The organism is Neoaquamicrobium sediminum (assembly GCF_040970315.1).
Lineage (GTDB): Bacteria > Pseudomonadota > Alphaproteobacteria > Rhizobiales > Rhizobiaceae > Aerobium > Aerobium sediminum.
In genome coordinates this window covers 1,014,271-1,040,634 of the sequence record NZ_JAZHFV010000002.1, presented here as the reverse complement: position 1 = coordinate 1,040,634, position 26,364 = coordinate 1,014,271, and the positions used below count along the sequence as shown (strand labels likewise).

Annotated in this window: 22 protein-coding genes; 10 read left to right on the top strand and 12 right to left on the bottom strand. The window is 65.9% G+C overall.

The genetic code is table 11. The features are described 5' to 3' along the window. Positions 1–50 precede the first annotated feature (50 nt). Complete coding sequence (locus V1479_RS10390) at positions 51–2,501, top strand: GcvT family protein (RefSeq protein WP_368802814.1); 2,451 nt, start codon at positions 51–53, stop codon at positions 2,499–2,501. A gap of 5 nt (positions 2,502–2,506) precedes the next feature. On the opposite strand, the gene V1479_RS10385 is transcribed toward V1479_RS10390, so the two are convergent. After that, the gene (locus tag V1479_RS10385; protein ID WP_368802813.1) at positions 2,507–2,812 is read right to left on the bottom strand and encodes a hypothetical protein; all 306 of its coding nucleotides are present in this window, start codon (positions 2,810–2,812) and stop codon (positions 2,507–2,509) included. A gap of 170 nt (positions 2,813–2,982) precedes the next feature. Here V1479_RS10385 and V1479_RS10380 point away from each other — a divergent pair, with 170 nt between their 5' ends. Next, the gene (locus V1479_RS10380; RefSeq protein ID WP_368802812.1) at positions 2,983–4,149 is read left to right on the top strand and encodes a diphosphate--fructose-6-phosphate 1-phosphotransferase; all 1,167 of its coding nucleotides are present in this window, start codon (positions 2,983–2,985) and stop codon (positions 4,147–4,149) included. A gap of 41 nt (positions 4,150–4,190) precedes the next feature. Further along, on the top strand, positions 4,191–4,319 hold the full coding sequence (locus V1479_RS10375) for a hypothetical protein (RefSeq protein ID WP_368802811.1): 129 nt from the start codon (positions 4,191–4,193) through the stop codon (positions 4,317–4,319). 38 nt (positions 4,320–4,357) lie between these two features. On the opposite strand, the gene V1479_RS10370 is transcribed toward V1479_RS10375, so the two are convergent. From V1479_RS10370 to V1479_RS10360, 3 genes are all read right to left on the bottom strand, one after another. Further along, on the bottom strand, positions 4,358–5,458 hold the full coding sequence (locus tag V1479_RS10370; RefSeq protein ID WP_368802810.1) for a M24 family metallopeptidase: 1,101 nt from the start codon (positions 5,456–5,458) through the stop codon (positions 4,358–4,360). An 81-nt stretch (positions 5,459–5,539) separates the two neighbouring features. After that, positions 5,540–7,132, bottom strand: coding sequence for an ABC transporter substrate-binding protein (locus tag V1479_RS10365; protein WP_173190683.1), 1,593 nt, complete (start codon positions 7,130–7,132; stop codon positions 5,540–5,542). Beyond that, the gene (locus V1479_RS10360) at positions 7,129–7,725 is read right to left on the bottom strand and encodes a helix-turn-helix domain-containing protein (RefSeq protein WP_173190681.1); all 597 of its coding nucleotides are present in this window, start codon (positions 7,723–7,725) and stop codon (positions 7,129–7,131) included. The genes V1479_RS10365 and V1479_RS10360 overlap by 4 nt, the downstream gene beginning before the upstream one ends. A 294-nt stretch (positions 7,726–8,019) precedes the next feature. On the opposite strand from V1479_RS10360, the gene V1479_RS10355 reads away from it, so the two are divergent. The 5 genes from V1479_RS10355 to V1479_RS10335 all read left to right on the top strand — a co-directional run bounded on the left by V1479_RS10355 (position 8,020) and on the right by V1479_RS10335 (position 12,262). Beyond that, positions 8,020–9,042: an ABC transporter permease gene (locus tag V1479_RS10355; RefSeq protein ID WP_173190679.1), complete on the top strand. Its 1,023-nt coding sequence runs from the start codon at positions 8,020–8,022 to the stop codon at positions 9,040–9,042. A 244-nt stretch (positions 9,043–9,286) separates the two neighbouring features. Continuing rightward, entirely contained in the window at positions 9,287–10,189 is a 903-nt protein-coding gene (locus tag V1479_RS10350) for an ABC transporter permease (RefSeq protein ID WP_368802809.1), read from the top strand. Next, positions 10,186–11,022, top strand: a complete 837-nt coding sequence (locus tag V1479_RS10345; protein ID WP_368802808.1) for an ABC transporter ATP-binding protein — start codon at positions 10,186–10,188, stop codon at positions 11,020–11,022. Before V1479_RS10350 ends, V1479_RS10345 begins: the two co-directional genes overlap by 4 nt. Next, a complete protein-coding gene (locus V1479_RS10340; RefSeq protein ID WP_368802807.1) occupies positions 11,019–11,762 on the top strand; it encodes an ABC transporter ATP-binding protein in 744 nt (247 codons plus the stop codon). Before V1479_RS10345 ends, V1479_RS10340 begins: the two co-directional genes overlap by 4 nt. Before the next feature lie 8 nt (positions 11,763–11,770). After that, complete coding sequence (locus V1479_RS10335) at positions 11,771–12,262, top strand: GAF domain-containing protein (RefSeq protein WP_368802806.1); 492 nt, start codon at positions 11,771–11,773, stop codon at positions 12,260–12,262. Here V1479_RS10335 and V1479_RS10330 read toward each other — a convergent pair whose 3' ends face one another. Further along, complete coding sequence (locus V1479_RS10330; RefSeq protein ID WP_173190673.1) at positions 12,263–12,448, bottom strand: DUF3008 family protein; 186 nt, start codon at positions 12,446–12,448, stop codon at positions 12,263–12,265. It abuts the gene before it with no gap. Between the two features lie 292 nt (positions 12,449–12,740). Here V1479_RS10330 and V1479_RS10325 point away from each other — a divergent pair, with 292 nt between their 5' ends. Together V1479_RS10325 and V1479_RS10320 are read left to right on the top strand one after the other, a co-directional pair. Further along, complete coding sequence (locus tag V1479_RS10325) at positions 12,741–14,606, top strand: autotransporter assembly complex protein TamA (protein ID WP_368802862.1); 1,866 nt, start codon at positions 12,741–12,743, stop codon at positions 14,604–14,606. Continuing rightward, complete coding sequence (locus tag V1479_RS10320; protein ID WP_368802805.1) at positions 14,606–19,210, top strand: translocation/assembly module TamB domain-containing protein; 4,605 nt, start codon at positions 14,606–14,608, stop codon at positions 19,208–19,210. Before V1479_RS10325 ends, V1479_RS10320 begins: the two co-directional genes overlap by 1 nt. Here the strand turns inward: V1479_RS10320 and V1479_RS10315 are convergent. The 7 genes from V1479_RS10315 to V1479_RS10285 all read right to left on the bottom strand — a co-directional run bounded on the left by V1479_RS10315 (position 19,204) and on the right by V1479_RS10285 (position 26,312). Next, a complete protein-coding gene (locus V1479_RS10315) occupies positions 19,204–19,569 on the bottom strand; it encodes a cytochrome c oxidase subunit II (RefSeq protein ID WP_368802804.1) in 366 nt (121 codons plus the stop codon). The two genes, V1479_RS10320 and V1479_RS10315, sit on opposite strands and share 7 nt — an antisense overlap. Positions 19,570–19,632: 63 nt before the next feature. Beyond that, the gene (locus V1479_RS10310) at positions 19,633–20,538 is read right to left on the bottom strand and encodes a carbohydrate kinase family protein (protein WP_368802803.1); all 906 of its coding nucleotides are present in this window, start codon (positions 20,536–20,538) and stop codon (positions 19,633–19,635) included. Between the two features lie 10 nt (positions 20,539–20,548). Beyond that, positions 20,549–21,793 carry a Gfo/Idh/MocA family protein gene (locus tag V1479_RS10305; RefSeq protein WP_368802802.1) on the bottom strand — a complete coding sequence of 415 codons (1,245 nt, stop codon included), beginning with the start codon at positions 21,791–21,793 and terminating at the stop codon, positions 20,549–20,551. Positions 21,794–21,818: 25 nt separating this feature from the next. Then, complete coding sequence (locus V1479_RS10300; RefSeq protein WP_368802801.1) at positions 21,819–22,838, bottom strand: LacI family DNA-binding transcriptional regulator; 1,020 nt, start codon at positions 22,836–22,838, stop codon at positions 21,819–21,821. Continuing rightward, positions 22,835–23,830: an ABC transporter permease gene (locus V1479_RS10295; protein WP_368802800.1), complete on the bottom strand. Its 996-nt coding sequence runs from the start codon at positions 23,828–23,830 to the stop codon at positions 22,835–22,837. The genes V1479_RS10300 and V1479_RS10295 overlap by 4 nt, the downstream gene beginning before the upstream one ends. After that, on the bottom strand, positions 23,827–24,810 hold the full coding sequence (locus V1479_RS10290) for an ABC transporter permease (RefSeq protein WP_368802799.1): 984 nt from the start codon (positions 24,808–24,810) through the stop codon (positions 23,827–23,829). Before V1479_RS10290 ends, V1479_RS10295 begins: the two co-directional genes overlap by 4 nt. Next, on the bottom strand, positions 24,810–26,312 hold the full coding sequence (locus tag V1479_RS10285) for a sugar ABC transporter ATP-binding protein (RefSeq protein ID WP_368802798.1): 1,503 nt from the start codon (positions 26,310–26,312) through the stop codon (positions 24,810–24,812). The genes V1479_RS10290 and V1479_RS10285 overlap by 1 nt, the downstream gene beginning before the upstream one ends. Positions 26,313–26,364: the final 52 nt, after the last annotated feature.

Here is a 26,364-nt window from a genome sequence, read left to right as displayed (position 1 = left end):
GGAGGTGACTCGGCGAAATCGTTCCGGGCTATAAAAGCGGTGACCCTCGCATGACCGCCCTGCCCGCCTCGGCGCGTGTGGTCATCATCGGCGGCGGGGTGGCCGGGTGCTCGGTCGCCTATCACCTGGCCAAGCTCGGCTGGACCGACATTGTGCTGCTGGAACGCAAGCAGTTGACCAGCGGCACGACATGGCATGCGGCGGGGCTGATCGGGCAGTTGCGGGCAAGTGCCAACATGACGCGGCTCGCGAAATACACGGCCGACCTCTACGTGAAGCTGGAAGACGAAACCGGCATCGCCACCGGCATGCGCCAGTGCGGCTCCATCTCGGTCGCGCTGACGACGGAACGCCGGGAGGAATTGCTGCGGTCCGCCACGATGGGCCGCGCCAACGGCGTCGAGGTCGAGGAAATCTCCGTCGCCGAGGTGAAGGAGCGCTATCCGCATCTCGAAACCGCCGATGTCGCCGGCGCGGTCTATATCCCGCGCGACGGCCAGGGCGACCCCACCAACATCACCCAGGCGCTGGCGCGCGGGGCGCGCAGTGGCGGGGTGCGGGTCGTCGAGAATGCCAAGGTGACCGCGATCCGCAGCGAGAAGGGCCGCGTGACCGGGGTGGATGTCGATGCCGGCGGCGAGCCGGCGCATATCGCCTGCGAGCATGTCGTCAATTGCGCCGGCATGTGGGCGCATGGGGTGGGTGCGATGGCGGGCGTGGCGGTGCCGCTGCATGCCTGCGAGCATTTCTACATCGTGACCGAGCCGATCGCGGGGCTGGGGCAGCTTCCGGTGCTGCGCGTGCCCGACGAATGCGCCTATTACAAGGAGGATGCGGGCAAGATACTGCTCGGAGCCTTTGAGCCGGTGGCGAAGCCGTGGCCGCCGCTTGGCCAGCCCATCCCCGAGGATTTCTGCTTCGACCAGTTGCCAGAGGATTTCGACCATTTCGAGCCGATCCTCGACAAGGCGGTGCGGCGCATGCCGCTGCTGGCCGACGCCGGCATCCATACGTTCTTCAACGGGCCGGAGAGTTTTACGCCCGACGACCGCTACTATCTCGGCGAGGCACCGAACCTGCGCAATTTCTGGGTAGCCTGCGGTTTCAACTCGATCGGCATCCAATCTTCGGGTGGCGCCGGCATGGCGCTCGCGCAATGGATGGAGGGCGGCGAGCCGCCCTTCGACCTGTGGGACGTCGACATCAGGCGTGTGCAGCCGTTCCAGGCCAACAGGACCTATCTTTACGACCGCTCGAAGGAAACGCTCGGCCTGCTCTATGCCGACCACTTCCCCTATCGCCAGATGACTTCGGCGCGTGGGGTGCGGCGCTCGCCGATCCACGAGCACCTTAAGGCGCGTGGCGCGGTGTTCGGCGAAACTGCCGGTTGGGAACGCGCAAACTGGTTTGCGCGGCCGGACCAGGAGCGCGAATATCGCTATTCATGGGGGCGGCAGAACTGGTTCGAAAACCAGCGCGATGAACATCTGGCCGTGCGCGAAGGCGTCGGCCTGTTCGACATGACCTCGTTCGGCAAGATCCAGGTGGAAGGGCGCGACGCATGCGCCCTCCTGCAACGGCTCTGCGCCAACGATGTCGACGTGGAGACCGGGCGGATCGTCTACACCCAGATGCTAAACCGGCGCGGCGGCATCGAAAGCGACCTGACGGTGTCGCGGCTTTCCGAAACCGCGTTCCTGCTTGTGGTGCCGGGGGCGACGCTGCAACGCGACCTCGCCTGGATCAGGCGGCATGTCGGCGACGCGTTCGTGACCGTCACGGACATGACCGCCAGCGAAGCAGTCCTGTGCGTGATGGGGCCGCGCTCGCGCGAACTGATGCAGAAGGTGAGCCCGGCCGATTTCTCGAATCAAAAGAATCCCTTCGGCACGTTTGCTGAGATCGAGATCGGCTACGGCACCGCCCGCGCGCACCGGGTCAGCTATGTGGGCGAGCTCGGCTGGGAGCTCTATGTCTCGTCGGATCAGGCAGCCCACGTGTTCGAAGCAATCGCCGAGGCCGGCGACGGGCTGGACCTGAAGCTCTGCGGCCTGCATGCGCTCGATTCCTGCCGGATCGAAAAGGCGTTCCGCCATTTCGGTCACGACATCACCGACGAAGACCATGTGCTGGAGGCTGGCCTCGGCTTTGCAGTGAAGGCGGACAAGGGCGACTTCATTGGCCGGGAAGCGGTGCTGGCCAAAAGAGAAGCCGGCCTGTCACGCCGCCTGGTGCAATTCCGCTTGCGCGATCCCGAGCCGCTGCTGTTCCACAACGAGGCGATCCTGCGCGACGGGCAGATCGTGGGGACGATCACGTCAGGCAATTACGGCCATCATCTCGGCGGCGCGGTGGGGCTTGGATACGTTCCCTGCCCCGGCGAAAGCGAAGCGCAGGTACTCGCTTCACGCTACGAGGTCGAGATCGCAGGCACGCGGGTTGCAGCGGACGCGTCGCTGCGGCCGCTCTACGATCCAAAGGCCGAGCGGGTTAGAGCCTAAATCGGTCAGTTCCCACGGTCCCAGATCGGGTCGCGGCTGTCGAGCTCGCACAGATAGACGCGGCAATCGTCGGTGTCTCTGGTCGGGATGGAGACCGTCCGCACCGTTTCCTCCATCATGCAGAACCGCCGGTCAGCGACATAGCGGTCGTATGTGTAGCGCCCTGTGGTCAGCACCGCCGACCCGCGCTGGTCGATCAATCCGTGAACCTGGCCGCAGCTCATGGTGCGCGCATCGGGCCGCCCCTGTGCAAGCGCCGGGCCGGCAACAGCGGCCAGTGCCGCGGCAGTGACAACGAAACGACGTAACATCAACGTTCCTTTCGATCGCGAGAACGCCCTTCAACGAAGCAATTAGCAGAATCGTTGCGCGTTGGCACTGTGGATTGGCGCGAGCGCGCGCAAACGTGATGCCGGCCCGGCGGCGTTGCATGGATTGCTAAATCGATTTAAGGATGGCTCGAAATCAAGGGAGGAGCGCCGTGAGCGAAACGATCGTCATCGCACAAGGCGGAGGACCGACCGCCGTCATCAACCAGACGCTTGCAGGCGCGGTACTGGAAGCGCGTCGGCGACATCCCGGCTGCCGCGTGCTCGGCGCGCGCCATGGCGTGCGCGGCATCAGGGACGGCGACTATGTCGATCTCGGGGGACGGTCCGAGGACGAGCTGCGGCGGATCGCGGCCACGCCAAGCGCAGCGCTGGGCAGCACCCGCGACAAGCCGGATGCGGCCTATTGCGAAACGATCCTTGCCGGCCTGCGCAAGGTAAGCGCCGACGCCTTCATCTATATCGGCGGCAACGATACGGCGGGCACCCAGCAGATCCTGACGGAAGCTTCCGGCGGTTCGATGGCCTTCGTGCATGCGCCGAAGACCATCGACAACGACCTGGAGCAAAACGACCATACGCCCGGCTTCATCTCGGCGGCCGAGTTCGTGGCCTCGGCCTTCCTCAGCGTCGACCTCGATTTCCGCGCCCTGCCCGGCATCTATGCCGGCATCGTCATGGGGCGGCATGCGGGCTTCCTGACAGCCGCGTCGGCCGCATGGCGGCTGGACGACGACTCGGGCCCTCATCTCGTCTACGTGCCCGAACGGGCGTTCGACCGCGCGCGGTTCGTCGACGACATCAAGGCGACGATGGCGCGCCACGGGCGATGCATCATCGCGCTTTCGGAAGGCATTTCATCAGCGTCGGGGCGCTCGCTGGTTGAGGACCTGATCCCGGCGGAGATGCTGGAGCGCGACGCGCATGGCAATGTGCGCCTCTCCGGCACCGATCTCGGACAGGCCATCGAACGCATTCTGGCCGAAGACCTGAAAGGCGTGCGGGCGCGGGTCGATACGTTCGGCTACCTGCCGCGCGGCAATATCGGCATGATCAGCCCGGTCGACGCGCAGGAAGCGTTCGACGCGGGCGTGTTCGCCTTCGACGCCGCCACGCGCGGCGGCGGCTCGGTGGCGCTGCAGGAGGAAGACGGCAAGACGGTCATCCGGCTGGTGCCGCTTTCGGCGGTGGCCGGCAAGACGCGGCATATGCCGGATGATTTCCTGGAACCGGACGAGAACCGGTTGTCAGCGAAGGGCCACGCCTATCTCGACCGCCTGCTGCCGAGACGCTTCGATCCGGGCATGCCCTTCGTGTGAGGCGAGGAACGTTACCGTCGGCAGGGTGAGACCGTTCAGGCATGGATGCTCGGGTCAAGCCCGAGGATGACGAGGTGGAGATGGTGCCTGCCAAGCGCCAACGCATGCGATTGACGGTGACGCCGAATACGGTCGTCATCCTCGGGCTTGACCCGAGGATCCATGCCTGAACCGCTCGACTTCGCAGCGGTTCAAGCAGGCCCAGTCCTCAAACCCTCGCCAAGAACGCATCGCGCGGGAGGCCTGAGAGAATCTCGGGGCCGTCGGCGCGCAGGAAGACGATGTCTTCCAGGCGGATGCCGAAGCGCCCGGGCAGATAAATGCCGGGCTCGATGGAAAAGACCATGCCTTCCTCCAGCACCGTATCCGACGTGGCGGTGATGTAAGGCGGCTCGTGGACGTCGATGCCGAGGCCGTGGCCGGTGCGATGGACGAAATATTCGCCGTAGCCGGCGGCCGTGATGACGTCGCGCGCGGCCTTGTCGACATCCTTCGCCTTGACGCCGGGCTTTGCCGCAGCCAGGGCCGCCTGCACCGCCTGCTCAACAACCTCATGGACCTCGGCGTAGCCTTCGGGCGCCTCGCCGATAATCGCCATGCGGGTCATGTCGCTTGGGTAGCCGTTGCGCCGGCCACCGATGTCGAGCACCACGGCGTCGCCGCGCTTCAGCACGCGATCGCTGGTGGCATGGTGCGGATGGGCTCCGTTCTCGCTGGCGCCGACGATCCAGAACAGTGGTGCGCCGCCATTGTCGGAGAAGTGGCCGCGTACGACGTCAGCTAACTGCATCTCGGTCATGCCCGGCTTGATGGCGGCCCAAGCGGCCTTCATCGCCTCGTCGTTGAGGAGGGCGCAGGCTTTGAGCCGCCTGTATTCCTCTTCATCCTTCATCGAACGCAGCAGGCCGAGCGTATCGCCGGTGAAGGCGCGGGCGAGGCCCGGAAGCGCGTCGGCCAGCAGGAAGGCGAAGTCGGCACGCATCGTTTCGTCGAGCACGATGCGGCCTTCCTTGTTGGGGAAAATCGCGGCAAGAGCCTCGGCAAGCGCCGCGTCGGGGCCATCGGCGTCGGCCCATTCGAACATCGGCAGACCGGATTGCTGCTTCGCCGCTTCGGCGTTGAGCGCCGGCATCAGAAAGCCCGCCTTTTCCGGGCCCACCAGCAACAGGCAGGGGCGCTCGTCGGGATGGGGATAGAACCCGACCAGCCACTGCATGTGCGTGCCCGGCCCGACGGCGACGAGCCCGGTTCCGGTCTGCTTCATTTTTTCGCGCAGGCGCGCAATGCGCTCGGTGACAATATCCGTCACGGCATTTTCCTCAATTGATCAGAAGTCGGGAAGAATGAAAGCGGGCCGTCGTCGGCCCCCGACGGCCCGCCTACTGTCCGGTCAGTTCTTGTCGACCAGACGGTAGAACACGAAATCGGAAATCGCGCCGTTGACGAAGCCCTCGACCTGCGGCGCCATGCCGACCTGCTTGACGGCCTGGAACATCACCACGAACGGCGCCTTCTCCTGCACCTGCTTCTGGAGGTCGATATACATCTGGTTTCGCTTTTCCTGATCGGGTTCTGCGAGCGCGGCCATGGTTTCCTTGTTCATCTCCTCCGGCACGGCCCAAGCGTTGCGCCATGTGGTCGTGGAGACGTATTTGTCGTCCGAGTTGTCAGCGTTGTAGGCGAACGCCTTGGCGTTGGAGTGCGGGTCCATGAAGTCCGGCGCCCAGTAGAGCAGCATCGCTTCATGCGTGCGGGCGCGGTACTTGGTGATGACCTGCGCGCCGGTGCCGGGCACGATGTCGAAATTGATGTCGGCCTGGGCGAAAGTCGATTGCAACGACTGGGCGATGTCTGTGAAGGGCGTCGAGTTGATGACGTCCAGCGTGACCGTGATCGGCAGTTCGACGCCGGCGTCCGCGAGAATCTGCTTCGCCTTCTCCACATCGTAGGTGAAGGGCGTGTCGTTCAGAGCGCCAGGGAAACCCGACGGCCAGAACGCCTGATGCACCTGCATCTGGCCCTTGAGGAAGGTGGAGGCCATGCCCTCATAGTCGACGAGATAACGTGCCGCTTCCCACACCGCTTCGTTGGTCAGCGCCTCGACCTTCTGGTTGAAGGAGAACCAGTGCACGGCTGCCTGCGGGTAGGTCTCGATCTCCACATTGTCCTTGCCCTCGAGCGAGGCGATCTGGTCTGGCGTCAGGTTCTTGGCCATGTCGACATCGCCGGATTCCAGCAGGAGCTGCTGGGTCGCAGCCTCGGCGACGTGACGGATGATGACGGAGCCGACCTTTGGCGCGCCCTTGAAATAGTCGGGGTTCGCGTCCAGCGTCGCCAGTTCCGCCGGGCGATAGACACGCAGCTTGAACGGGCCCGTGCCAGCCGAATTCGTGTTGAGCCAGGCGTTGCCGAAATCGCCGTCGACCTCGTTTTCCATCACCGTCGCTTCGTCAACGATGGACGCCGGGCGCGAGGCGAGCACGTTGAGCACGAAGTTCGGCGAGAAGTCACCTTCATACTTGATGGTGACGGTGTTGTCGCCAAGCGTGACCATCTCCTCGATGTTGTCGGCGGTCCAGCCGAGCTGGGTAAGGATGAAGGCGGGCGCCTTCTCTAGCGCCACCACGCGCCTGAAGGAGAACAGCACGTCTTCGGGCCGCAGCGGGTTGCCGGAATGGAAGGTGACGCCGTCACGCAGCGTGAAGGTGATGGTCTTGCCTTCCGGGTCGACAGTCCACTCGGAGGCGAGACCGCCGGCAAGCGTCTCCAGATCCTCGGGCTCGTACTGCACGAGCCGGTCGTACATGTTGGTGACGAGCTCGCCAGACGAGAACTCGTAGGCCTGGGCCGGATCGATGGCGACGATGTCGTCGATGTTCTGCGCGACGACCAGCACGTCGGCCGGGGTGGCGGCAAAGGCCGCACCGAAGGGTGCTGCGGTCGACAGCATTGCCGCGAGGACGGCCTGCTTGAGGATTTTCATGGTTTTGTTCTCCCTGCTGAAGCGGTGTGATTGAGTTCGGTGACGACCGCCGGGTTTCTGTCCGTGTCGGCCGACTGGTGGCGGTCCGTCTCCTGCCTTGGACGCAGGAGCGCCATGGTGCCGGTCCAGAGAATGCGCGCCGGCCGGTCGCTCTCATTGGCCCAGCTATGATTGCTCGAGCCCCTGAAATGGAGACTGTCGCCGGCGCCGAGGCGGATCGTCTCGCCGTCCACCGTCTGCGCGATCTCGCCGTCGAGGACGTAGAGCAGCTCGTCGCCCTCGTGATGGACCATCTCGGAATGGTGGCCCGGCGGCACGATCATGACGAAGGACGAAAGCCCCCTGCCCGGAAACTCGGCGTGCAGCCGCTCGTACATCACCGATGAGCCCGGCAGCGAGAAGGTCTGGCGCGAGCCGGCGCGGGTGACGCCGTTGCCGATCGACGGCGTGGCGACAAAGTAGTCAATATCGACGCCAAGGCCGCGTGCGATCCCCGCAAGCGCGCCCAGAGACGGTGTCGCCTGGTCACGCTCGACCTGACTGAGGAAGCCGACGGAGAGCCCGGCCGCCTCGCCGAGCGCCTGCAACGTCATGTGCAATTGGCGCCGACGCGCCCGGATCAACGCGCCCACACGCGGCTGCGCCGATTGCTGGGCCGGGCTTTGGTGCTGCGGGATATTCACAGGCCGGCGCACTCCATCAAAATTTTTTTGATACAAGCAAAATTATTTGTATTATCCAAGTCTGAAATTTCGAGAGCGCGCGTTTTTCCTGTTGGGTACTATCGACAGATCGTGCGACGCCAGCGGAGCAATCTCAGCTTGTCGATCGAACCAGCAGTCGAGCCGGGTATCGGCCGTGCCCAGACGAGCGCGGCTGGAGGCCGAATGCGCGCAGGCCGGCGTTTCGCGATGTCGGCGGGGGCGTTCGCGATCACCATCGCGCTTACCTTCCTTGGGCTGCTGGCGATCACCTTCTTCATCGGCCGCATCATCCCGATCGACCCGGTTCTCGCCGTCGTCGGCGACCGCGCGCCGCAGGAAGTCTATGAGCGGGTGCGGGTGGAGATGGGGCTCGACCGGCCGCTTGTCATGCAGTTCGCATCCTATGTCGGAGACGTGCTGACCGGCAATCTCGGCACATCTGTCACCACCGGCCGGCCTGTTGCCTCGGACCTCGCGCGCGTCTTTCCCGCCACGCTGGAAATGGCGACGCTCGGCATCATCATCGGCGTGGTGCTCGGCGTGCCGATGGGCGTCGTGGCGGCGGCGCGGCGCGGCAGCCTCACCGACCAGGCGATCCGCGTCGTCGGCCTGCTCGGCTATTCCGTTCCCGCCTTCTGGCTCGGCCTCATCGGGCTGCTGCTCTTCTACGCCCGCCTTCAATGGGTGAGTGGGCCGGGCCGGCTCGACATCTTCTATGACGGGCTGGTGCCGACGGTGACCGGCCTGATGCTGGTGGACAGCATAATCGCAGGCGACTGGACGGTGTTCTGGAATGCCGTCAGCCATCTGGTGCTGCCGGCCTCGATCCTCGGCTTCTTCAGCCTCGCCTACATCGCACGCATGACCCGCTCCTTCATGCTCGACCAATTGAGCCAGGAATACGTCATCACCGCCCGCGTGAAGGGCGTGCCCGAGCGGCAGGTAATCTGGCGCCACGCGTTCAGGCCGATCCGGGTGCCGCTGATCACGGTCATCGGCCTCTCCTATGCCGGGCTTCTGGAAGGCTCGGTGATGATCGAAACCGTGTTCTCTTGGCCGGGCATCGGCAACTACCTGACATCGGCGCTGCTCAATGCGGACATGAATGCAGTGTTGGGCGCGACGCTGGTGATCGGCGCGGTCTTCATCGCCATCAATAAGGTCTCCGACGTGCTCTATCGCGTGCTGGACCCGAGAGCGAGGTGAGGACGATGCAAGACCTCTCGATCCACACGCCGCGCTCTACGTTGCCCCCCTCTGTCCTGCCGGACATCTCCCCCACATGGGGGGAGATCAGCCTTCATTTGCTTCCGCACCTAGTCTGCAACGCTGAAGGTTGGCGAAAAGTGGCGCGCGGACCGATCCCCCCCCGCGTGGGGGAGATGTCCGGCAGGACAGAGGGGGGCGCGCAAGAACTCGTCATTCGCGACCCTACGTCGAGGAGCGCGCCATGACGACCCGCGAATGGTTTCTGACGGAATCCCCCGCCTCGCGCATGCAGGCGCGGCTCGGGCGCTCCTATCGCGTCTTCATGGCGCTGATGCGCAACCCGCTTGCGGTGATCGGTGCGCTCATCATTCTCGCGCTGGTGGTGCTGGCCGTCTTCGCGCCGTTCTTCGCCACGCATTCGCCCTATGCCGGCACGCTGACCGACCGGCTGCAGCCTCCGGGGCCTGAATTCTGGCTCGGCAGCGACGAACTCGGGCGGGACATCTGGTCGCGCATCGTCTACGGCGCACGCATCACGCTGGTGATCGTGTTGCTGGTGGCGGCGATCGCAGCGCCGCTGGGCCTGATCATCGGCGCCATCTCGGGTTATTTCGGCGGCTGGACGGACCGCATCCTGATGGGTGTGACGGACGTCTTCCTGTCGATGCCGAAGCTGATCCTGGCGCTCGCCTTCGTGGCGGCACTCGGGCCCGGCATCGAGAACGCCGTCATCGCCATCGCCATCACGTCGTGGCCGGCCTATGCGCGCATTGCACGCGCCGAGACGCTCACCTTCCGCAATTCCGAATTCATCGCCGCGATCCGCCTGCAGGGCGCATCGGCCGCACGGGTGATTCTGCGCCATATCCTGCCGCTGTGCTCGTCCTCGGTCATCATCCGCGTGACGCTCGACATGGCCGGCATCATCCTGACGGCGGCGGGCCTCGGGTTCCTCGGGCTCGGCGCACAGCCGCCGCTGCCGGAATGGGGCGCGATGATTTCGCGTGGCCGCGCGTTCATCCTCGACCAGTGGTGGGTTGCCACCATGCCGGGCTTCGCCATCGTAATCGTCAGCCTGGGCTTCTGCTTCCTCGGCGACGGCCTGCGCGACGTGCTCGACCCCAAGAGCGGAGGCAAGCAATGAGCGAACCGCTGCTGGACGTGCAGAACCTGCGGGTGCGCTTTCCCACCGCGACCGGCCCGGTGGAGGTGGTGCGCGGCGTTTCCTTCTCGCTCGGCCGCGAGCGGCTGGGCATCGTCGGCGAAAGCGGTTCGGGCAAGTCGATGACGGGGCGCTCGATCCTGCGCCTCATCCGCGCGCCGGGGGTGGTGACCGCCGACAGGCTGCGCTTCGAGGGCCAGGACCTGCTGTCAATCTCCGAGCGCGAGATGCGCAAGGTGCGCGGCGCGCGCATCTCGATGGTGATGCAGGACCCGAAATTCTCGCTCAACCCGGTGCTGACCGTCGGCGAGCAGATCGGCGAGGCTCTGGCCGTGCACGAGAAGCTGCCGCGCAAGCAGATACGCCAGCGGGTGCTCGACATGCTGGAGGCGGTGCAGATCCGCGATCCCGAACGGGTGTTCGACCTCTACCCGCATGAGGTATCGGGCGGCATGGGCCAGCGCGTAATGATCGCCATGATGCTGATTCCTGCCCCGTCGATCCTGATCGCAGACGAGCCGACCTCGGCGCTCGACGTTTCGGTGCAGGGCGAGGTTCTGAAGATCATAGACGAGCTGATCACCCAAAACGGCATGGGGCTGATCTTCATCAGCCACGACCTGCATCTGGTTTCCGCCTTCTGCGACCGCATCCTCGTCATGTATCGCGGCGAGGTGGTGGAGGAATGCCGGGCGAGCGAACTCGACAAGGCCACGCACCCCTATACGCGCGGCCTGCTGGCATCCGTGCCGCGGCTGGATGAAACGCGCGACGAGCTGCCGGTGCTCGACCGCAGCCAGTGGGAGACGGCATGAACGCGATCTCACTGCGCAACCTCGACATCTCCTACGGCGATACCCTTGTCGTTGAAGGCCTCTCGCTCAACATCGCCGAGGGCGAATGCTTCGGGCTGGTGGGTGAGAGCGGGTCCGGCAAATCGACCGTGTTGCGCGCCATCACCGGGCTCGCGCCCGACTGGGAAGGGGAAATCTCGCTGTTCGGCAAGGCGCGCGGAAAGCGCATCGACCGGACATTCGCGGCACTTTGCCAGATGGTATTCCAGGATCCGTACGGATCGCTGCATCCGCGCCAGACGGTCGACGCGACGCTGTCCGAGCCGCTGACCATCCACGGCATCGGCGGCGCCGACAAGCGCGTTCCCGAGATGATGGACGCCTGCGGGCTCGACCCGAAATTCCGGTTCCGGCTGCCGCACCAGCTTTCCGGCGGGCAGCGGCAGCGCGTGGCGATTGCCCGCGCGCTGATGCTCAAGCCGAAAATCCTGCTGCTGGACGAGCCGACCTCGGCGCTCGACGTCTCGGTCCAGGCTGAAATCCTCAATCTGCTCAAGCGCCTGCGCCGCGAACAGGGCCTGACCTACATCCTCGTCACCCACGACCTGCCTGTCGTCTCCTTCCTGTGCGACCGGCTGGCTGTCATGCGTCAGGGCCGTATCGTGGAAGTGGCGACGGTCGACGCGCTCAAGACCAACACCATGACCGACCCCTATTCGCGCGAACTCGTCGAAAAGAGCACGACGCGCCTATCCGCCTGAGGACACCCATGACATCGCATGACATCCACGCCGCGCTCGGCGCATTTCACCGCGCCATCGCCGAGGAAACCGGGCCGCAGAAGCCATGGCAGGCATTGCAGGCGCTGGCCCAACAAATCGTCGGCGCAAAGCTGTTCACGGTGACGACGGTCGACCTCGACGCCGAAGTCGCACGGCGCCTCTACACCAACATGCCGGAGGCCTATCCTGTCTCCGGCACCAAGCCGATCACCGTCGATCCCTGGTTCGAACAGGTGGTCATCGGCAAGCAACTGTTCGTCGCCAACACGCTGGAGGCGATCGCGGGCCACTTCCCCGACTGGGAGCTGATCGGCTCGCTCGGCTGCCGCTCCTGCGTCAACATGCCGGTCTTCGTGCGCGGCAAGATGCTGGGTACTGTCAATATGCTCGATGTCGAGGGTCACTTCACGCCCGAGCGCGTGGCGCTGGTCGAGCATCTACGAATACCGGCAATCGCGGCGTTCCTGGCGGCGCGATAACTAGTCCGACTTCTTCTCAGGCAGGCCTTTGCGCTTAGTCTCCGCGAAGTCCTCGAGCTGGTCTTCGGTCATCGATTCATACATCTCGCGCGACGCGCCCTGCAGCTCGGATTTCTTGATCTCGCCGCGCTTGGCGGCGAGCGCTGCCCCGGCTGCCTTCTGCTGTGCCTTGGATGTCGCAGGCATGGTGCTCACTCCTGTTTCGCGGCCCCGCCGAAACAAGAAAACGTGAAGAACAACAGGATGTTCCGTAACATTCCGTGACCGGGGGGCGTTGGACAAGGGGGTGCCGCATCGGTAGATTGCCCCGGGTGCGGTCCGTTGAAAGCGGATTCTTAAGGTTATGACATCGATAATCGCGCCGGTGGCAGCCAGAAGCCAGCGCGATTGTTGTGATGTGTAAGGTGTACGCTTGATCGGGCGCAGGTCGTCTCCAGGATTGGCTTTCCGTGTCGTTGCGGGTGTCGTGTGCGTGGCCATGGCCGCGCCGCTGCCCGCACATGCGTTCGAGATTTTCGGGCTCAAGCTCTTCGGCCGCGATGAACCGGCCGAGGAAGACCTGGTGATCGGCGAGCCGCAGAACTACGATGTCGAGTTCGCCGTCGGCGAGGACGAGGACGGGCTGGAGCGAAAGCTGCGCGGCGCCTCGACGCTATGGGCCGACCGCGAGGAACCGGCTTCGGGTGCTGCCGGCCTGCTGGCAAAGGCCCGTGGCGACTATCGCCGGCTGCTTGCGACGCTCTATTCCGAGGGACGCTACGGCGGCACGATCTCGATCCGCATAGACGGACGTGAGGCCGCCGAGCTTGCGCCCGATGCCACGCTGGCCGAACCGGCCACCGTCCTGGTGACCGTCGATCCCGGCCCCCTCTTCACTTTCCGCGAGGCCGAGATCGTCAACCAGGCGCCGCCGGCAACCAACCGCCGCGACGAGGTCGACGACCCGCGTGAAGAAGGTTTCGCCGCTGGTGAGGTCGCAAAGTCGGGCGCCGTGCTGCGCGCCGAGCGGCTTGCGGTGGAAGCCTGGCGCCAGCAGGGCCACGCCAAGGCCGAGATCGCCGACCGGCGCGTGGAGGCCGCGCACGACGCCGATGTCATCGATGCACGCATTACCGTCGATCCGGGCCAGAAGGCCTATTACGGACCGGTGACCGTGGAGGGCGCGGAGCGGATCGACCCGGAATGGCTCGCCTGGATGACCGGGCTGCGGCAGGGGCAGGAATACGACCCAGACGACATCAAGCGCGCCGGCACGCGCATCGCCCGCCTCGACGTCTTCCGCGCCGCGCGCTTCCAGGAAGCGGAGATGCTGGACGCCAACGGCATGCTGCCGATCACCTATATCGTGCAGGAACGGCTGCCGCGCCGCTTCGGCGTCGGCGGCACCTATTCGACCATTGACGGACTCGGGCTCGAGACCTTCTGGCTGCACCGCAACCTCTTCGGGCGCGCCGAGCGGCTGCGTGTCGAAGCCAAGGTCGCAGGCATCGGCGAAACCTTCAAGCCGGACGAATTCACCTATCGCGTGGGCGCGACCTTCGTGAAGCCCGGCGTTTATACGCCGGATACCGATTTCACGGCATCGCTCTTCGGCGACCGCGAGGTGCTTGACGCCTATACCCGCACCGCCGTCACCGCGACCGGCGGCTTCACACACCTTTTCAGCGAGGAGCTGTCGGCCAAGCTGTTCCTCATGGGTGGGCGGGCGCGCTTCGACGACGACGAATTCGGCAGGCGCGATTTCACCACCGTCGGCGTGTCGGGCAGCCTCAGCTATGACAGCCGCGACAACGCCGCGGACGCAACCGAGGGCCTGTTCCTCGAGGCGACGGCGTATCCGTTCTACGAATTCGAATACGGCAACCCGGCCTTCAAAGCCACCGCCGAGGCCCGCGCCTATTACGGTTTCGGCGCGGAGAACCGCTTCGTGCTGGCTGGTCGCCTCAAGCTGGGGATGTTGACGGGCCCCTCGATCGCCGAACTGCCGCCGGACATGCTGTTCTTTGCCGGCGGCGGCGGCTCGGTACGCGGCTACGGCTACCGCAATATCGGTGTGCCGACGGCCGCCGGGAACGTGATCGGCGGCCGCTCGCTGGCGGAAGCATCGGTCGAGGCGCGCGTTCGCGTCACCGATTCCATCGGCGTCGTCGGGTTCGTCGATGCCGGCTATGTCGGCGAGGACACGATCCCGAGCTTCAACGAGGACGTGCGGGTGGGCGCTGGTGTGGGCCTGCGCTACATCACCGGGCTCGGGCCGATCCGGCTCGACGTGGCCGTTCCGCTCGACCGCCGGGAGGGCGATCCCAGCGTCGGCGTCTATGTCGGCATAGGACAGGCATTCTGATGCGCATTCTCGCCGCCCTTCTGATGTTCCTAATGACGGCCCCTGCCCTTGCGCAGCAGGAAACGCCGGAAGAGGAACGCGGGCTCCTGATGTCGTTCATCGAGGACCGGCTGTCTGCGCCGAACCGTCAGATCCGTATACAGGGCATACAGGGCGTTCTGTCCTCCAATGCGCAGATCGGCCAGATCACCGTCGCCGACAATGAAGGTGTGTGGCTGCGCATCGTCAACGCCTCCATCGTCTGGAGCCGGACGACGCTGCTGTTGCGGCAGCGCCTGCAGATCGACACGCTGAGCGCCGAACGGATCGAGGTGGTTCGCAAGCCGATCCCGGACGAAAGCCTGCCGGCGCCGGAATCGAGCTCGTTCCAGATCCCGGAACTACCCATCGCGATCAATCTGGATGCGCTGGAAGTGCCTTCGATCAGCTTCGGACAGGACGTGTTCGGCCTTGAATCCGAGCTCTCGGTCGCGGGCCGCATCCGGCTGGAAGACGGTTCGCTCGATACCGCCCTCGATATCACGCGACTGGACGGCCCCGGCGGGCAGTTCGGCCTGACCGCGACCTATGCGAACGAAACCGAGGAGCTGGACCTCGATCTGAAGCTTTCCGAACCGGCAGACGGCATCGTCGCCAACGCGCTGAACATCGAGGGCCGCCCGCCCGTCGCTCTCGAGGTTACCGGCGCGGGGCCATTGTCGAGCCTCGACGTGACGCTGGCGCTCGACGCCGACGGCGAGCGCGTGCTGAGCGGCATCACGCAGATCCGTCGCCAGGACGAAGGCCTGGCCTATGGCGCGGAGCTTTCCGGGCCGATCGCAAGGCTCATCCCGGTGCAGTTCCGCGACTTCTTCGGCGCGGAGACGACGCTCGAGGCGCGCGGCCTCGTCAAGGATGCAGGCGGCATGCGGCTCGATACGCTCGATCTGCGCAGCGCGGCACTGTCGCTGCAGGCCGCGGCCGAAACGCAGGCCGACGGGTTTCTGCGCCATCTGAACCTCGATGCGACGATCGACAACGGCAGCGCCGAGCGCGTGGTGCTCCCGCTGCCAGGCGGCGAGACAACCGTCGGACGCGCCACGGTGGACCTCTCCTTCGGAGAAGCCGGCAGCGAGGAATGGTCGGGCCAGATCGCGGTCGACGCGCTGGCAACGCCCGAGTTCACCGCCGAGCGCGCGGTGTTCGATCTCGGCGGGCTCGCTCGCAACCTAGACCGACCGGACGCGCGCAGCATCACCTTTGGCGTCGACGGGGCCCTGTCAGGCATCATCGCGACGCGTGCCGACGTCGGCGAAGCGCTGGGCGACGAGATCACGCTCGACGTCGACGGCTCGTGGAATGCCGGCGCGCAGGTAGACCTCGCCAACGCGGTCCTTTCAGGCAACGGCCTCTCGGTCTCGCTGGAAGGCAAGATCGCCGAACTGGCCTTCAACGGCGATATGGCGGTTCAGGCGCAGAGCATAGCGCCCTTCTCTGGCCTTGCCGGTCGCGACCTGCAGGGTGCTCTCGACCTGCGTGCCAGTGGCGAGCTGCGGCCTGTGAGCGGCGCTTTCGACCTGACGATCGACAGCGCGGCCAGAGAACTTCGCATCGGGATCGAGGCTGCCGACAATCTTCTTGGCGGGGAAACAACGATCACCGGCCGGGTCGCGCGCGGCGAGAACGGGCTGGCCGCCGAGAACCTGCGCGTCGGCAACGAGCGCATCGAATTGACCGCAGACGGCACAATCGCCACGGGCGCGGCCGATTTTGACTACGCGCTGACCCTTTCCGACCTCGCGCTCGTATCGCAGCAGGCGCAGGGCCGGCTCGAAGCGCGCGGACGGCTTTCCGGCAGCGAAGGGCCGATCGCCATCAACACGCTGGCGCGCGTGGCCGACGGCAGCCTTGCGGGCAAGCGCCTGACGCAGGCGCAGATCGCCTTCGACGGCACGCTGGACGGTGGCGCGGTCGCAGGCACGGTCGGCGGCGACGCCTTCCTCGACGGCGTGCGCGTGCAGCTTTCGGCTGGCGTTGCTTCAGCGGCCGGCGAGCGCCGCCTGAGCGACCTCGAATTCACCGCCGGCGGCGCGCGGCTCACCGGATCGGTCACGCAGGGCCCGACCGGCCTGCTCGACGGCGATCTGGCTGTCGACGCCGCAGACATCTCGACGGCCGCTGCCCTGTTCCTCGTTCAAGCGGCAGGTGCCGTCGATGCGACTGTGGCGCTTTCCTCGACCGAGGAAGGCAAACAGAACGCAACGGCGGAGGCGACCGTGCGCGACTTCCGGATGGGGGAAACGCAGCTCGGGCAGGCCGACATCGAGGCCAAGCTCGAAGACCTCTTCGGCGTGCCGGTGGTGAATGGCACGGTCAACGCGCAGGCGCTGGTAGCCGGCGGCGTCGAAGTCGCGACATTGAACGCGAGCGCGCAGAGCAGCGGCGAGACCACCGCCTTCGAGGCCGACGCGAAGCTGGACAACGGCACCCAGGCTCGGGCGCGCGGAGCGCTTTCGCCAGAAGGTCAAGGGTTCCGCATCGGTCTCGAGGAAGCCTCGCTCGGCCAGGGCGTCGTCACCGCGCGCCTGCTGGAACCGGCATCGCTGCTGATCGTCGGTGACAGCATCGAGATCGATTCCCTGGCCGTCGACGTCGCCGGTGGACGCATCTCGGCAGACGGCAGCATCGCACGGATCATCGACCTCGACGTTTCGATCGCGCGGCTGCCGCTGTCGATCGCCAATCTCGTGCGGCCCGACCTCGGCCTGGGCGGCACGCTCAACGCCGAAGCGACAGTTTCGGGTGAGCGCGACGCGCCAAACGCGCGGTTCACGCTTAACGGCGACGCCATCACCGCCGCCGCGCTGCAACAGGCCGGACAGAGCTCCCTGAACGTGCGGGCGAGCGGCGAGACGACCGGGCAGCGGCTGAATGTGGATGCCTCCGTCAGCAGCCCGGAAGGCCTGCGCGCTGATGTGCGCGGAGGCGTGCCGCTCGATGACGGCCAGCTCGCGCTCGACATCGACCTCAATGCGTTTCCGCTGGCGGCGCTCAATCGCGTTGCGCCCGGCCAGGACCTCGGCGGGACCATCACCGGAACCGCGCGGGTTGCCGGGACAACGAGCGCCCCGCAGGCGAATTTCAACCTGCGCGGAAGCAGCCTCAGCGCCGCTCCCCTGCAGGCGGCCGGCATTGCTTCGCTGGACGCGACCGCAGCGGGCCGCTTCGCCGACCAGGCGGTGACGCTTTCGTCCGTTTCGGTGACCGGACCGGCCGGCCTGTCGCTCGACGCGAGCGGAACGGTGCCCCTGTCCGGCAACGGCCTTTCCGTGAACCTCAACGGTGCTGCGCCGCTGTCGCTGGCGAACCGCTTCCTGGCCGACCGCGGCACGCAGCTCGTCGGCGTCGTGCAACTCAGCGGTTCGGTCTCAGGCAGCATCCAGCAGCCGGTCATCCGCGGCATGGCGTCCACCAACGGCGCGCAGGTGATCGACCCTGAAAGCAATGTGGGCCTGCGCGACATCAACGTCATGGCGTCGATCGACGGCGAGACCGTGACCATCCGCTCCGCCAATGCCTCGCTGTCGGCAGGCGGCAGTCTGAGCGCCAGCGGTACGATTTCGACCAACGCAGCGGCGGGCTTCCCGGCCGACATCCGCGTCGCGCTGAACCAGGCGCGCTATGCAGACGGCGACATGGTGGTCGCGACGGTGAACGGCAACCTCGCAGTTACCGGCGCGCTGACCCGGGACCCGGTTCTTGCGGGCGAGATCAATGTCGAGCGCGCGGAGATCACCGTGCCGGACAATCTGGCCGGAGGTGCTGCTTCCATCGACGTCATACACCGAAACCCACCGCCCGGCGTACAGCGGACACTGGAGCGCGCTCGGGCCAATGACGGCACGCCGACGCCCTCGGCGCGGCCGAGTGTTCTGCGGCTCAATGTCGGTGTGAACGCCCCTGCCCGCATCTTCGTGCGCGGCCGCGGGCTCGACGCGGAACTCGGCGGGCGCGTCCAGCTGACGGGGCCGGTGACCGACATCCAGCCGGTGGGCGGCTTCAACCTCATTCGCGGCCGGCTTTCGATCCTCGCCCAGCGTATCACCTTCGACGAAGGCACGGTAACGCTGGTGGGCGACCTCGATCCGTTCCTGAACTTCGTCGCCCGTTCGGCCAGCAGCGACATCACCGTGTTCATCACGGTGTCGGGACGCGTTTCCGATCTCGATATCTCATTCTCCTCGCAGCCGGCGCTGCCTGAAGACGAGGTGCTGGCGCGGTTGATCTTCAACCGAGGCCTGAGTGAACTGTCGCCGCTGCAGATCGCGCAGCTTGCGGCAGCGGCGGCCGAACTGGCGGGCGGCTCTAACACGTCGCTGCTCGGCAGCCTGCGTAACGCGACGGGCCTCGACGATCTCGACGTGGTGACCGACAGTGAAGGCAATGCCGCCGTGCGGGCCGGCCGCTACATCAGCGACAACATCTATCTGGGCGTGGAAGCCGGCGCGCAGGGCTCGACGCGTGGAACGATCAATCTCGACATCACCGAGGAACTGAAGGCGCGCGGCTCGCTCGGAAGCGACGGCGACTCGTCCCTCGGCGTGTTCTTCGAGCGCGACTACTGACCGTTGCGGCGCTGCTTCGGCGCGCCGGTGGTTGTGGTGGACGTGGCTGAAACCGGATCGCTGGCGGGAAACGTGTCTTCCAGCCCCTCTTCCAGTTCTTCCTCGGCATCCGCGCGGGCCCGTTCGGCGCGCAGGGAGCGCGTTGCCGGCGTTTCACGCGACTCGTCGGGCGTCGCCACCTTGTTGAGTGGCGCGGGGGCAGGCTTTTCCTTCTCTTCGTAGAGCTGGCGCGTGGCACTGCGCTGCGCGGCCACCTCTCCTGTCGAGCGTTTGCGGCGATTAAGCATCGCGTAGGCCAAAAGTACGGCGATCAAAATGGGGCCGCCTATAACGATCAGCAGCCAGAGTATCTCGGTCATGATCAGTCTCCTCTGCGCGAACAACGCGCGGAGGTGAAAAACGCTCCACCCGTGTAGGGTGGATCAGAGGTCGTAACGTCGCGGGAAGGTGGAGATGGCACTGGAGGCGGCGCGGACACCGCCCTCGCCGGCCTCGCGCATGCTGCCGCCGCGCGCGAGCACGGAGAGGAAGCAGGCATTGAAGGTGTCACCGGCTCCGACCGTGTCGATGACCTCGACCTTCGGGGCTTCGACTGCGATGGTCTCGTCGCGCTCCATCACGAGAGCACCGTCGGCGCCGCTCTTGACCACCAGGATACGGTCCGAAGCGCTGTCCGGACGCAGGAATGCAATCGCGGCATCGAGCGTATCCGTTGCCGCAATACCTTTTGCTTCTTCCGCATTAATGAGCGCGATGTCGGCCTCGGCCAGCCAAGTGCGCATCCGGTCGCGCGTCTCGGTCGTCCAGCCGGCGGGCGGCCAACCGGGATCGATGGCGACCTTCCAGCCCCTCGCCTGCAGCGCGGCGATCAGGGCAGAGGTTTCCCGTTCGATCTTGGGCATGAGGAACCCCCCGGAGATGATGGCGTAGGCGTTGCCCGCCGGAGCTCCTGGAACATGCGCCAGAAGGTCCTCGACGGCCGCGACAGCAAGATGCCCGGTCGTCGTGAAGAACGCGCGGTCGCCGCCCCTGTGCACGATGCCCACGGTCAGCGTGGTTGCGCCGTCCATTGCGATCCAGGTCGAGTAGGCGTCGTCGAAGCAGCCGGCGAGCCAGTCGCCCATCACGTCGGTGCCGACCGAGGCGACCAGCCGGTGGGGGACGCGCAGGCCAGACAAGGCCAGAGCTGTGTTGCCGGCGGAGCCGCCAGCACGCATCTCGCTGCGTGGAAGGATCACCTCCGTGCCGACGGCAGGCCAGCCGTCGACCTCGCCCATGACGAGATCGACGTTGACGTTGCCCAGAACCAGAATGCGTTCGGCTTCCACGGTGCGACCGTCAGGCCCGGGGACGCGCGACGGGCGGCACGTAGTCTTCCAGCTCCGGCGCGGGGAAATTGATCGTCTGCCCGGTCTCGGCCGAACGGTAGAGGCCGATCAGCATCTCGACGACGGCGAGGCCGTCGTGGAAGGTCTCGAGTGGCGTCTCGCCCTTGCGGAAGCACTCCACCATGTGGCGGTTTTCGTCGGTGTAGCCGTAGACGCCGGCTTCGTCCTCAAGCACCGGCATCAGCCCCTGCTCGGCATTCTGCTTCTCGACAAGGTCCTCTCCCTCCGACCCGGTGACGGCGCGCGACATGAAGACCTTGAGGCCGGTCGCCAGCGAGTTGAATTCCATCGCATATTCGGGCCCCAGCAGTTCGAGCTGGATTCGTAGACCCGCACCGACATAGGCCCAGGAGGTGGAGGCCTCGATCACCAGTTCGTTGCCTTCCTCGTCCTCCAGCGCAATGGTCGCGCGGGCGAAGTCCTCGGACGGGCGATTGCGGTAGTCGACTTCGGCGCCGTAGCGCTCACGAAGCTGGTCGGCATAATGCGGGCGCGTCCATTTGAGGTTGGCGACCATGCCGTTGACGGCCTTGACGGTGAGCGAATTGCGCGGCGCGCCGGGCGCCGTCAGCAGGTGCCGGCCGACCTCGACGCTGTGGCACATCATGTCCGAAAGAACGCCGCCGCCCTGCTTGTCGCCCTGCCAGAACCAAGCCTCGTGCGGGCCGGAATGCTCCTCCGCCGCGCGCGCCAGATAGGGCCTGCCGGTGGTCGATGCACCGCGGCGCCAGATGATCTCCTTGCCGCGAATGACGGGCGTGCAGAATACCTGGTTCTCGAGATAACCGTGGTTGAGGCCCGCTTCCTCGGCGAGCCGAAGCATCTCGCGCGCCTCGCCGATGGTGCGCGCCAGCGGCTTTTCGCAGGCGACGGCGAAAATCTTCGAACGCCCAGCCGTCACCTCCTGATGAATGGTACGCATGATGTCGAGCCGGGTGTGGTTGGGCGAGAGAATCCAGACCGCATCGACATCGCCGGCCTGCAGCAGGCTTTCCAGGCTCTCATGCGCGGTGCACTGGCCAAGGCCCAGTTCGTCGACCAGTTCGACAATCTTCTGCCGCTTGTCGCCGCTGCGGCTGTAGACGCCCGTCACCTCGACATTGCGTACGCCCAGCATCGAACGCAGATGGAACTGGGCGATGAAGCCCGTGCCGACCAGACCGATACGCAGCGTGTTCTTCGGCTCGAAGCCCATGGGTTGTCTCCGTTGTTCTGTCTTTTCAGGATTGGGCGCGCGGCGCCGCAGTGGATCCGCGCAACTTGAGTTCGGTCGGCATCTCCACTGCCGACGGGGCCACGCCCTCGTCGGAGAAGACGCGCAGCAGCAGTTCCATCGCCTGCTGGCCGATTGCCATGCGCGGCTGGCTGACGGTGGTCAGCGGCGGGTGGAAGGCCTGGCTCAGGAAAAGGTCGTCGAAGCCGACCACCGACACGTCGCCGGGCACGTCGAGCCCCATGCGACGCAGTTCGTTGATCGCACCGAAAGCCATCTCGTCATTGGCAACGAAGACGGCCGTGGGCGGCTCGGCCAGCGAGAACAGGTCGCGGCAAAGGCGCTCGCCGGTATGCAGAAGATAATCACCTACCGGTTCGTATCCCTCCGGTATCGGCAGCCCCGCAGCGGCCATGGCGCGACGATAGCCGTCCTGACGGCGCAGGCTCATGATTTCGGGCACGGGGCCGGTGATGTGGGCAATGCGGCGATGGCCGAGGCCGATCAGATGCTCAACGGCGCGCCGCGATGCAGCCTCATTGTCGATCATGACGTGCGGGAGCCCGCTTTCGGCGATCTCTTCCAGCGCCACAACGACGGGCAGGCCTCTCACCTGTTCGGAATAGCCTGCACGGTCGGGCAGCTTGCCCGTCATCAGGATCATGCCGTCGGCATGGCCGTCGCGCAGCATGTCGAAATATTCGACCTCACGCTCCGGATTGTTCTCGGTGTTGCCCATCAGCACCGAATAGCCGGCCTCGCGGGCGGTCGTTTCCACGCCCTTGAGGATCTCGAGATAGAAGGGGTTGCCGACGTCGCGTACGACCATCAACACCGCCATCGAACGCTGGGTGCGCAGGTTGCGCGCTGAGACGTTGGGGCGATAGTGCATCTTCTGCGCCGCCTCGCGGATGCGGCTGAGCGTGGGCTCCGCCACGAGGCCAGACCCGGTCAGCGCGCGCGAAACGGTGGCCGGCGACACGCCGACCGACGCCGCGATGTCCTTGATCTTGGCGCGGCTGCTCATCCCCGCATCGCCTTCCCACGCCCGTAGAACAGCATCAGCACGAGAAGCGTGGCGCCGAAGATCATCTGGCGGCCGGATTCGTCGATGTTGATGGTCGTCAGGATGCTTTGCAGCACCACCAGCAGCATGGCGCCTGCCATCGTGCCGGTGTAGCCGCCACGACCGCCGGCGAGCGGCGTGCCGCCAAGCACCACGGCGATGATCGACGGCAGCATGTAGGTCTCGCCGACATTAGCGAAGGACGAGCCGGAATAACCGAGCAGGCAGATGCCGGCGATGGCCGCGAACATGCCCGACAGCATGAACAGCGCGACCCTGATGGTGCGCACCGGAACGCCTGCCATAAAAGCCGCCTGCTCGTTGGAGCCGACCGCATAGATGCGGTGACCAAACACGGTGCGCTTGAGCAGGAAGGCCATGAACAGGCCGATCGCGATCCACAGCCAGATGATGCCGGGCAGGCCAAACAGGAACGGCTGGGACACGAACTGCGACAGGGCGGGTGCTGCGCGCCCGGAGGGAATGCCCTGGCGGATGACCACCAGCAGCCCCTGAAGCACGCCCAGCATGCCCAGCGTCATGACCAGCGGCGGGATGCGCAGCAAGGTGACGCCGAGGCCGTTGAAGAGCCCGAAGAGAGCGCCGACGGCAACGCAGGCAAGCACTGCCGGCAGGATGCCGCCATCCTGCCCCGACATGATGTTGCCGGCGAGGATCGCCGACAGCGACACGACGCCGCCGACCGACAGGTCGATTCCTTCGCGGCCGCCGAGGATGACGAGGTTCTGGCCGGCCGCCACGATGCCGAGCAATGCGGCCACGATGGCCAGCCGCAGGATCTGCTGCAGCGAGGCGAAACCAGGCGACAGCGCCTCGCCAAGGGCGAGCAAAACTGCGATCAGGATCAGCGCGACGACGATGGGCTGCTTGACGAGATCGAGCACGACATTGCCGCCGGGCGTCGTCTTTTGGGTGCTTACCGGTGCGCTCATTGGCCCACCCTCCGGCCGACGAAGACGCCGGCCATCAGCGCGATGAGGATCGCGAGGCCCTGGACGAGGTTCTGCCACTCGGACGGCGTGCCGACGAAAAACACCAGCGAATTGATGAGCCCGATGATGAGCGCGCCGACGAGCGAGCCGACCACCGTGCCCTTGCCGCCGGAAAGCGCGCTGCCACCGAGAACGACGGCCGCGACGCTGTAGAGCGTCATCTTGCCGCCGACCAACGGGTCGCCGCTGGCCGTGTCACCGGTGACGCAGAGTGCGGCGAGCGCGGCGAACAGGCCGCAAAGTACATAGCCCTTGATGCGGATGGCAACGACCGGCAGGCCACTCTGGAATGCGCCCTGCGCGTCGTCACCGACGGCGAGCAGCAGCGTGGTCAGCCGCGTGCGCACCAAGGCCACGAGGAGGAGCGCAAGCACCGCCACGGCCCAGAAGACGAACGGGATTTCGAGTATGCGGCCGCCATAAGTGCGCCAGAACGCGGCCGGCGCCGGCGTTCCCGCAACCGGCAGCACGTAGAGCGCAAGGCCGGTGAAGAAGATCGAGGTGGCAAAGGTCGCAACGATCGCCTGGAGTCGCAGGGCTGCCACCACGAGGCCGTTGACCAGTCCGCAGGCGAGACCGGTGAGGATGCCGACGAAACAAGCCGCCAGCACCGTCAATCCGCCCCCACCCCATTGCTCCATCAGCACGATGACGACGACGTTGACCAGCGACAGGATCGCGCCCACGGACAGGTCGATGTCGCCGGCCATGACCACATAGGTCTGGGCAATGGCCAGCATCATCAGCGCCAAATAGGTGCTAACGAGGCCGGTGACGGCGCGGAAGCCGAGACTGTTGGGCTCGAACCAGCCATTGAGCGCAATGAGAGCGACCAGGATGAGGACGGCGGGCAGGAACGGCAGGCGCTCGATGGCGGCGGCGAAGCCGCTGCGTTGGGATGAAGCGGAAAGGCTCGTCATCAGGCGGCCTCGTAAGCGGCGTGGTAGAGGTTGTAACGGGTGCGGTCCTCGCCGCTCAGCTCGCGCGTCACGCTGCCCGAGTTGAAGACGAGGATGCGGTCGGCATTGGCCAGCAGTTCGGCATCTTCCGAAGAATACAGCACGATACCGAGACCTTCGCCGGCCAGTTGGCGGATCAGGGCGAAGAGATCCGACTTGGCCTGAAGGTCGATGCCCTTGGTGGGATCATCGAGCAAGAGGACGTCTGGCCGGTCGATCAGCCAGCGGGCGATGACCACCTTCTGCTGGTTGCCGCCCGACAGCGAATTGATCGGATGGTCGATGGTCTGGAACTTGGTCTTGAGCGCATCGAGCGGCCCAGCCGCCTTCTTCTGCAGCTCTCCCGGACGCACGATGCGCAGACGGTTGCGCAGGAAATGGACCGGCGTAACGTTTTCCAGGATCGGCCTGCCCTGCACGATGCCGTCACGGCCGCGATCGCCTGATACGTAGGCAACGCCACGGGCGATCGCCTGGCGGGGGTTAGCCGCTGCGAAAGGCTCGCCCCGCACCGCGATCGAGCCCGACGCATGCGGCGCGGCGCCGAAGAGCGCACGCAGCACTGCCGACTGGCCTTGCCCATGCAGACCGCCGAAACCGAGGATTTCGCCGCGCGCGACTGAAAAACTCACGTTGGAAAAGCCGCTTCCGCCGAGACCTTCCACGCTGAGCGCGGTGCCGGTATCGCCTGATACGGCAGGTGCAGCCGGCGGGGCTGCGACAACCTCGTCATGCTCGCCGACCATCTGGCGGATGACGGAGGGAACATCCGTTTCGGCGATGTTGGAGGTCGCCACGGTCTCGCCGTCGCGGATGACGGTGACACGGTCGCCGATGGCGAAGATTTCGTCCATGCGGTGCGAGATGAAGACGATGGACCTGCCCTCGCCTTTCAGCCGATTGAGGATTTCGAAAAACCGTTCGACCTGCGCCCGGTCGAGCGCCGAGGTCGGCTCATCGAAGATGAGGATGGGCGCTTCGGTCGCCAGCGTCTTCATGATCTCGACGAGCTGGCGCTGGTCGGCGCGCAGCTTGAAGACGGGCGTGTCGGCGGCGAACCCTTCGCCGGAAACGCCTTCGAACTCCGCGATTTGGCGCGCCGCGCGGCTGGCGAGCGCCACCCGATCAACGAACAGCCCACCCTTCATCGGCAGGTCGGGCAAAAGGATGTTCTCGGCGACCGTACGCCGCGCCGACAGGCTGAGCTCCTGATAGAAGATGCCGATGCCGAGCGCGCGGGAAGCCTGCGGGCCGGCGATGGTGACGGGCTGGCCGTTTAGGATGACCTCGCCGGCGTCCGGCTTCACCGAACCGGCGACGATCTTGCACAGCGTGCTCTTGCCCGACCCGTTCGAGCCGATCAGCACGTGCACTTCACCGCCCTTGAGGTCGAAATCGCCGCGGCGAAGAGCCAGCGTCGCGCCATAGGCTTTCCGCGCGCCGCGGATGAGCAGCTCGGTCATCGTCTTGCCTCGAACTGAAAGGTAAGCCGGCGCGCCGCAGGAGACGGCGCGC

Coding starts and splice junctions, on each gene's coding strand:
- V1479_RS10330 (WP_173190673.1), bottom strand. CDS start 12,448: ATGCCTGCGACATCCAAGGCACAGCAGAAGGCAGCCGGGGCAGCGCTC.
- V1479_RS10350 (WP_368802809.1), top strand. CDS start 9,287: ATGACGACCCGCGAATGGTTTCTGACGGAATCCCCCGCCTCGCGCATG.
- V1479_RS10365 (WP_173190683.1), bottom strand. CDS start 7,132: ATGAAAATCCTCAAGCAGGCCGTCCTCGCGGCAATGCTGTCGACCGCA.
- V1479_RS10375 (WP_368802811.1), top strand. CDS start 4,191: ATGGATGCTCGGGTCAAGCCCGAGGATGACGAGGTGGAGATGGTGCCT.
- V1479_RS10355 (WP_173190679.1), top strand. CDS start 8,020: ATGCGCGCAGGCCGGCGTTTCGCGATGTCGGCGGGGGCGTTCGCGATC.
- V1479_RS10300 (WP_368802801.1), bottom strand. CDS start 22,838: ATGAGCAGCCGCGCCAAGATCAAGGACATCGCGGCGTCGGTCGGCGTG.
- V1479_RS10320 (WP_368802805.1), top strand. CDS start 14,606: ATGCGCATTCTCGCCGCCCTTCTGATGTTCCTAATGACGGCCCCTGCC.
- V1479_RS10345 (WP_368802808.1), top strand. CDS start 10,186: ATGAGCGAACCGCTGCTGGACGTGCAGAACCTGCGGGTGCGCTTTCCC.
- V1479_RS10390 (WP_368802814.1), top strand. CDS start 51: ATGACCGCCCTGCCCGCCTCGGCGCGTGTGGTCATCATCGGCGGCGGG.
- V1479_RS10295 (WP_368802800.1), bottom strand. CDS start 23,830: ATGAGCGCACCGGTAAGCACCCAAAAGACGACGCCCGGCGGCAATGTC.
- V1479_RS10360 (WP_173190681.1), bottom strand. CDS start 7,725: ATGACGTTGCAGGCGCTCGGCGAGGCGGCCGGGCTCTCCGTCGGCTTC.
- V1479_RS10385 (WP_368802813.1), bottom strand. CDS start 2,812: ATGTTACGTCGTTTCGTTGTCACTGCCGCGGCACTGGCCGCTGTTGCC.
- V1479_RS10340 (WP_368802807.1), top strand. CDS start 11,019: ATGAACGCGATCTCACTGCGCAACCTCGACATCTCCTACGGCGATACC.
- V1479_RS10325 (WP_368802862.1), top strand. CDS start 12,741: ATGGCCGCGCCGCTGCCCGCACATGCGTTCGAGATTTTCGGGCTCAAG.
- V1479_RS10285 (WP_368802798.1), bottom strand. CDS start 26,312: ATGACCGAGCTGCTCATCCGCGGCGCGCGGAAAGCCTATGGCGCGACG.
- V1479_RS10290 (WP_368802799.1), bottom strand. CDS start 24,810: ATGACGAGCCTTTCCGCTTCATCCCAACGCAGCGGCTTCGCCGCCGCC.
- V1479_RS10335 (WP_368802806.1), top strand. CDS start 11,771: ATGACATCGCATGACATCCACGCCGCGCTCGGCGCATTTCACCGCGCC.
- V1479_RS10315 (WP_368802804.1), bottom strand. CDS start 19,569: ATGACCGAGATACTCTGGCTGCTGATCGTTATAGGCGGCCCCATTTTG.
- V1479_RS10305 (WP_368802802.1), bottom strand. CDS start 21,793: ATGGGCTTCGAGCCGAAGAACACGCTGCGTATCGGTCTGGTCGGCACG.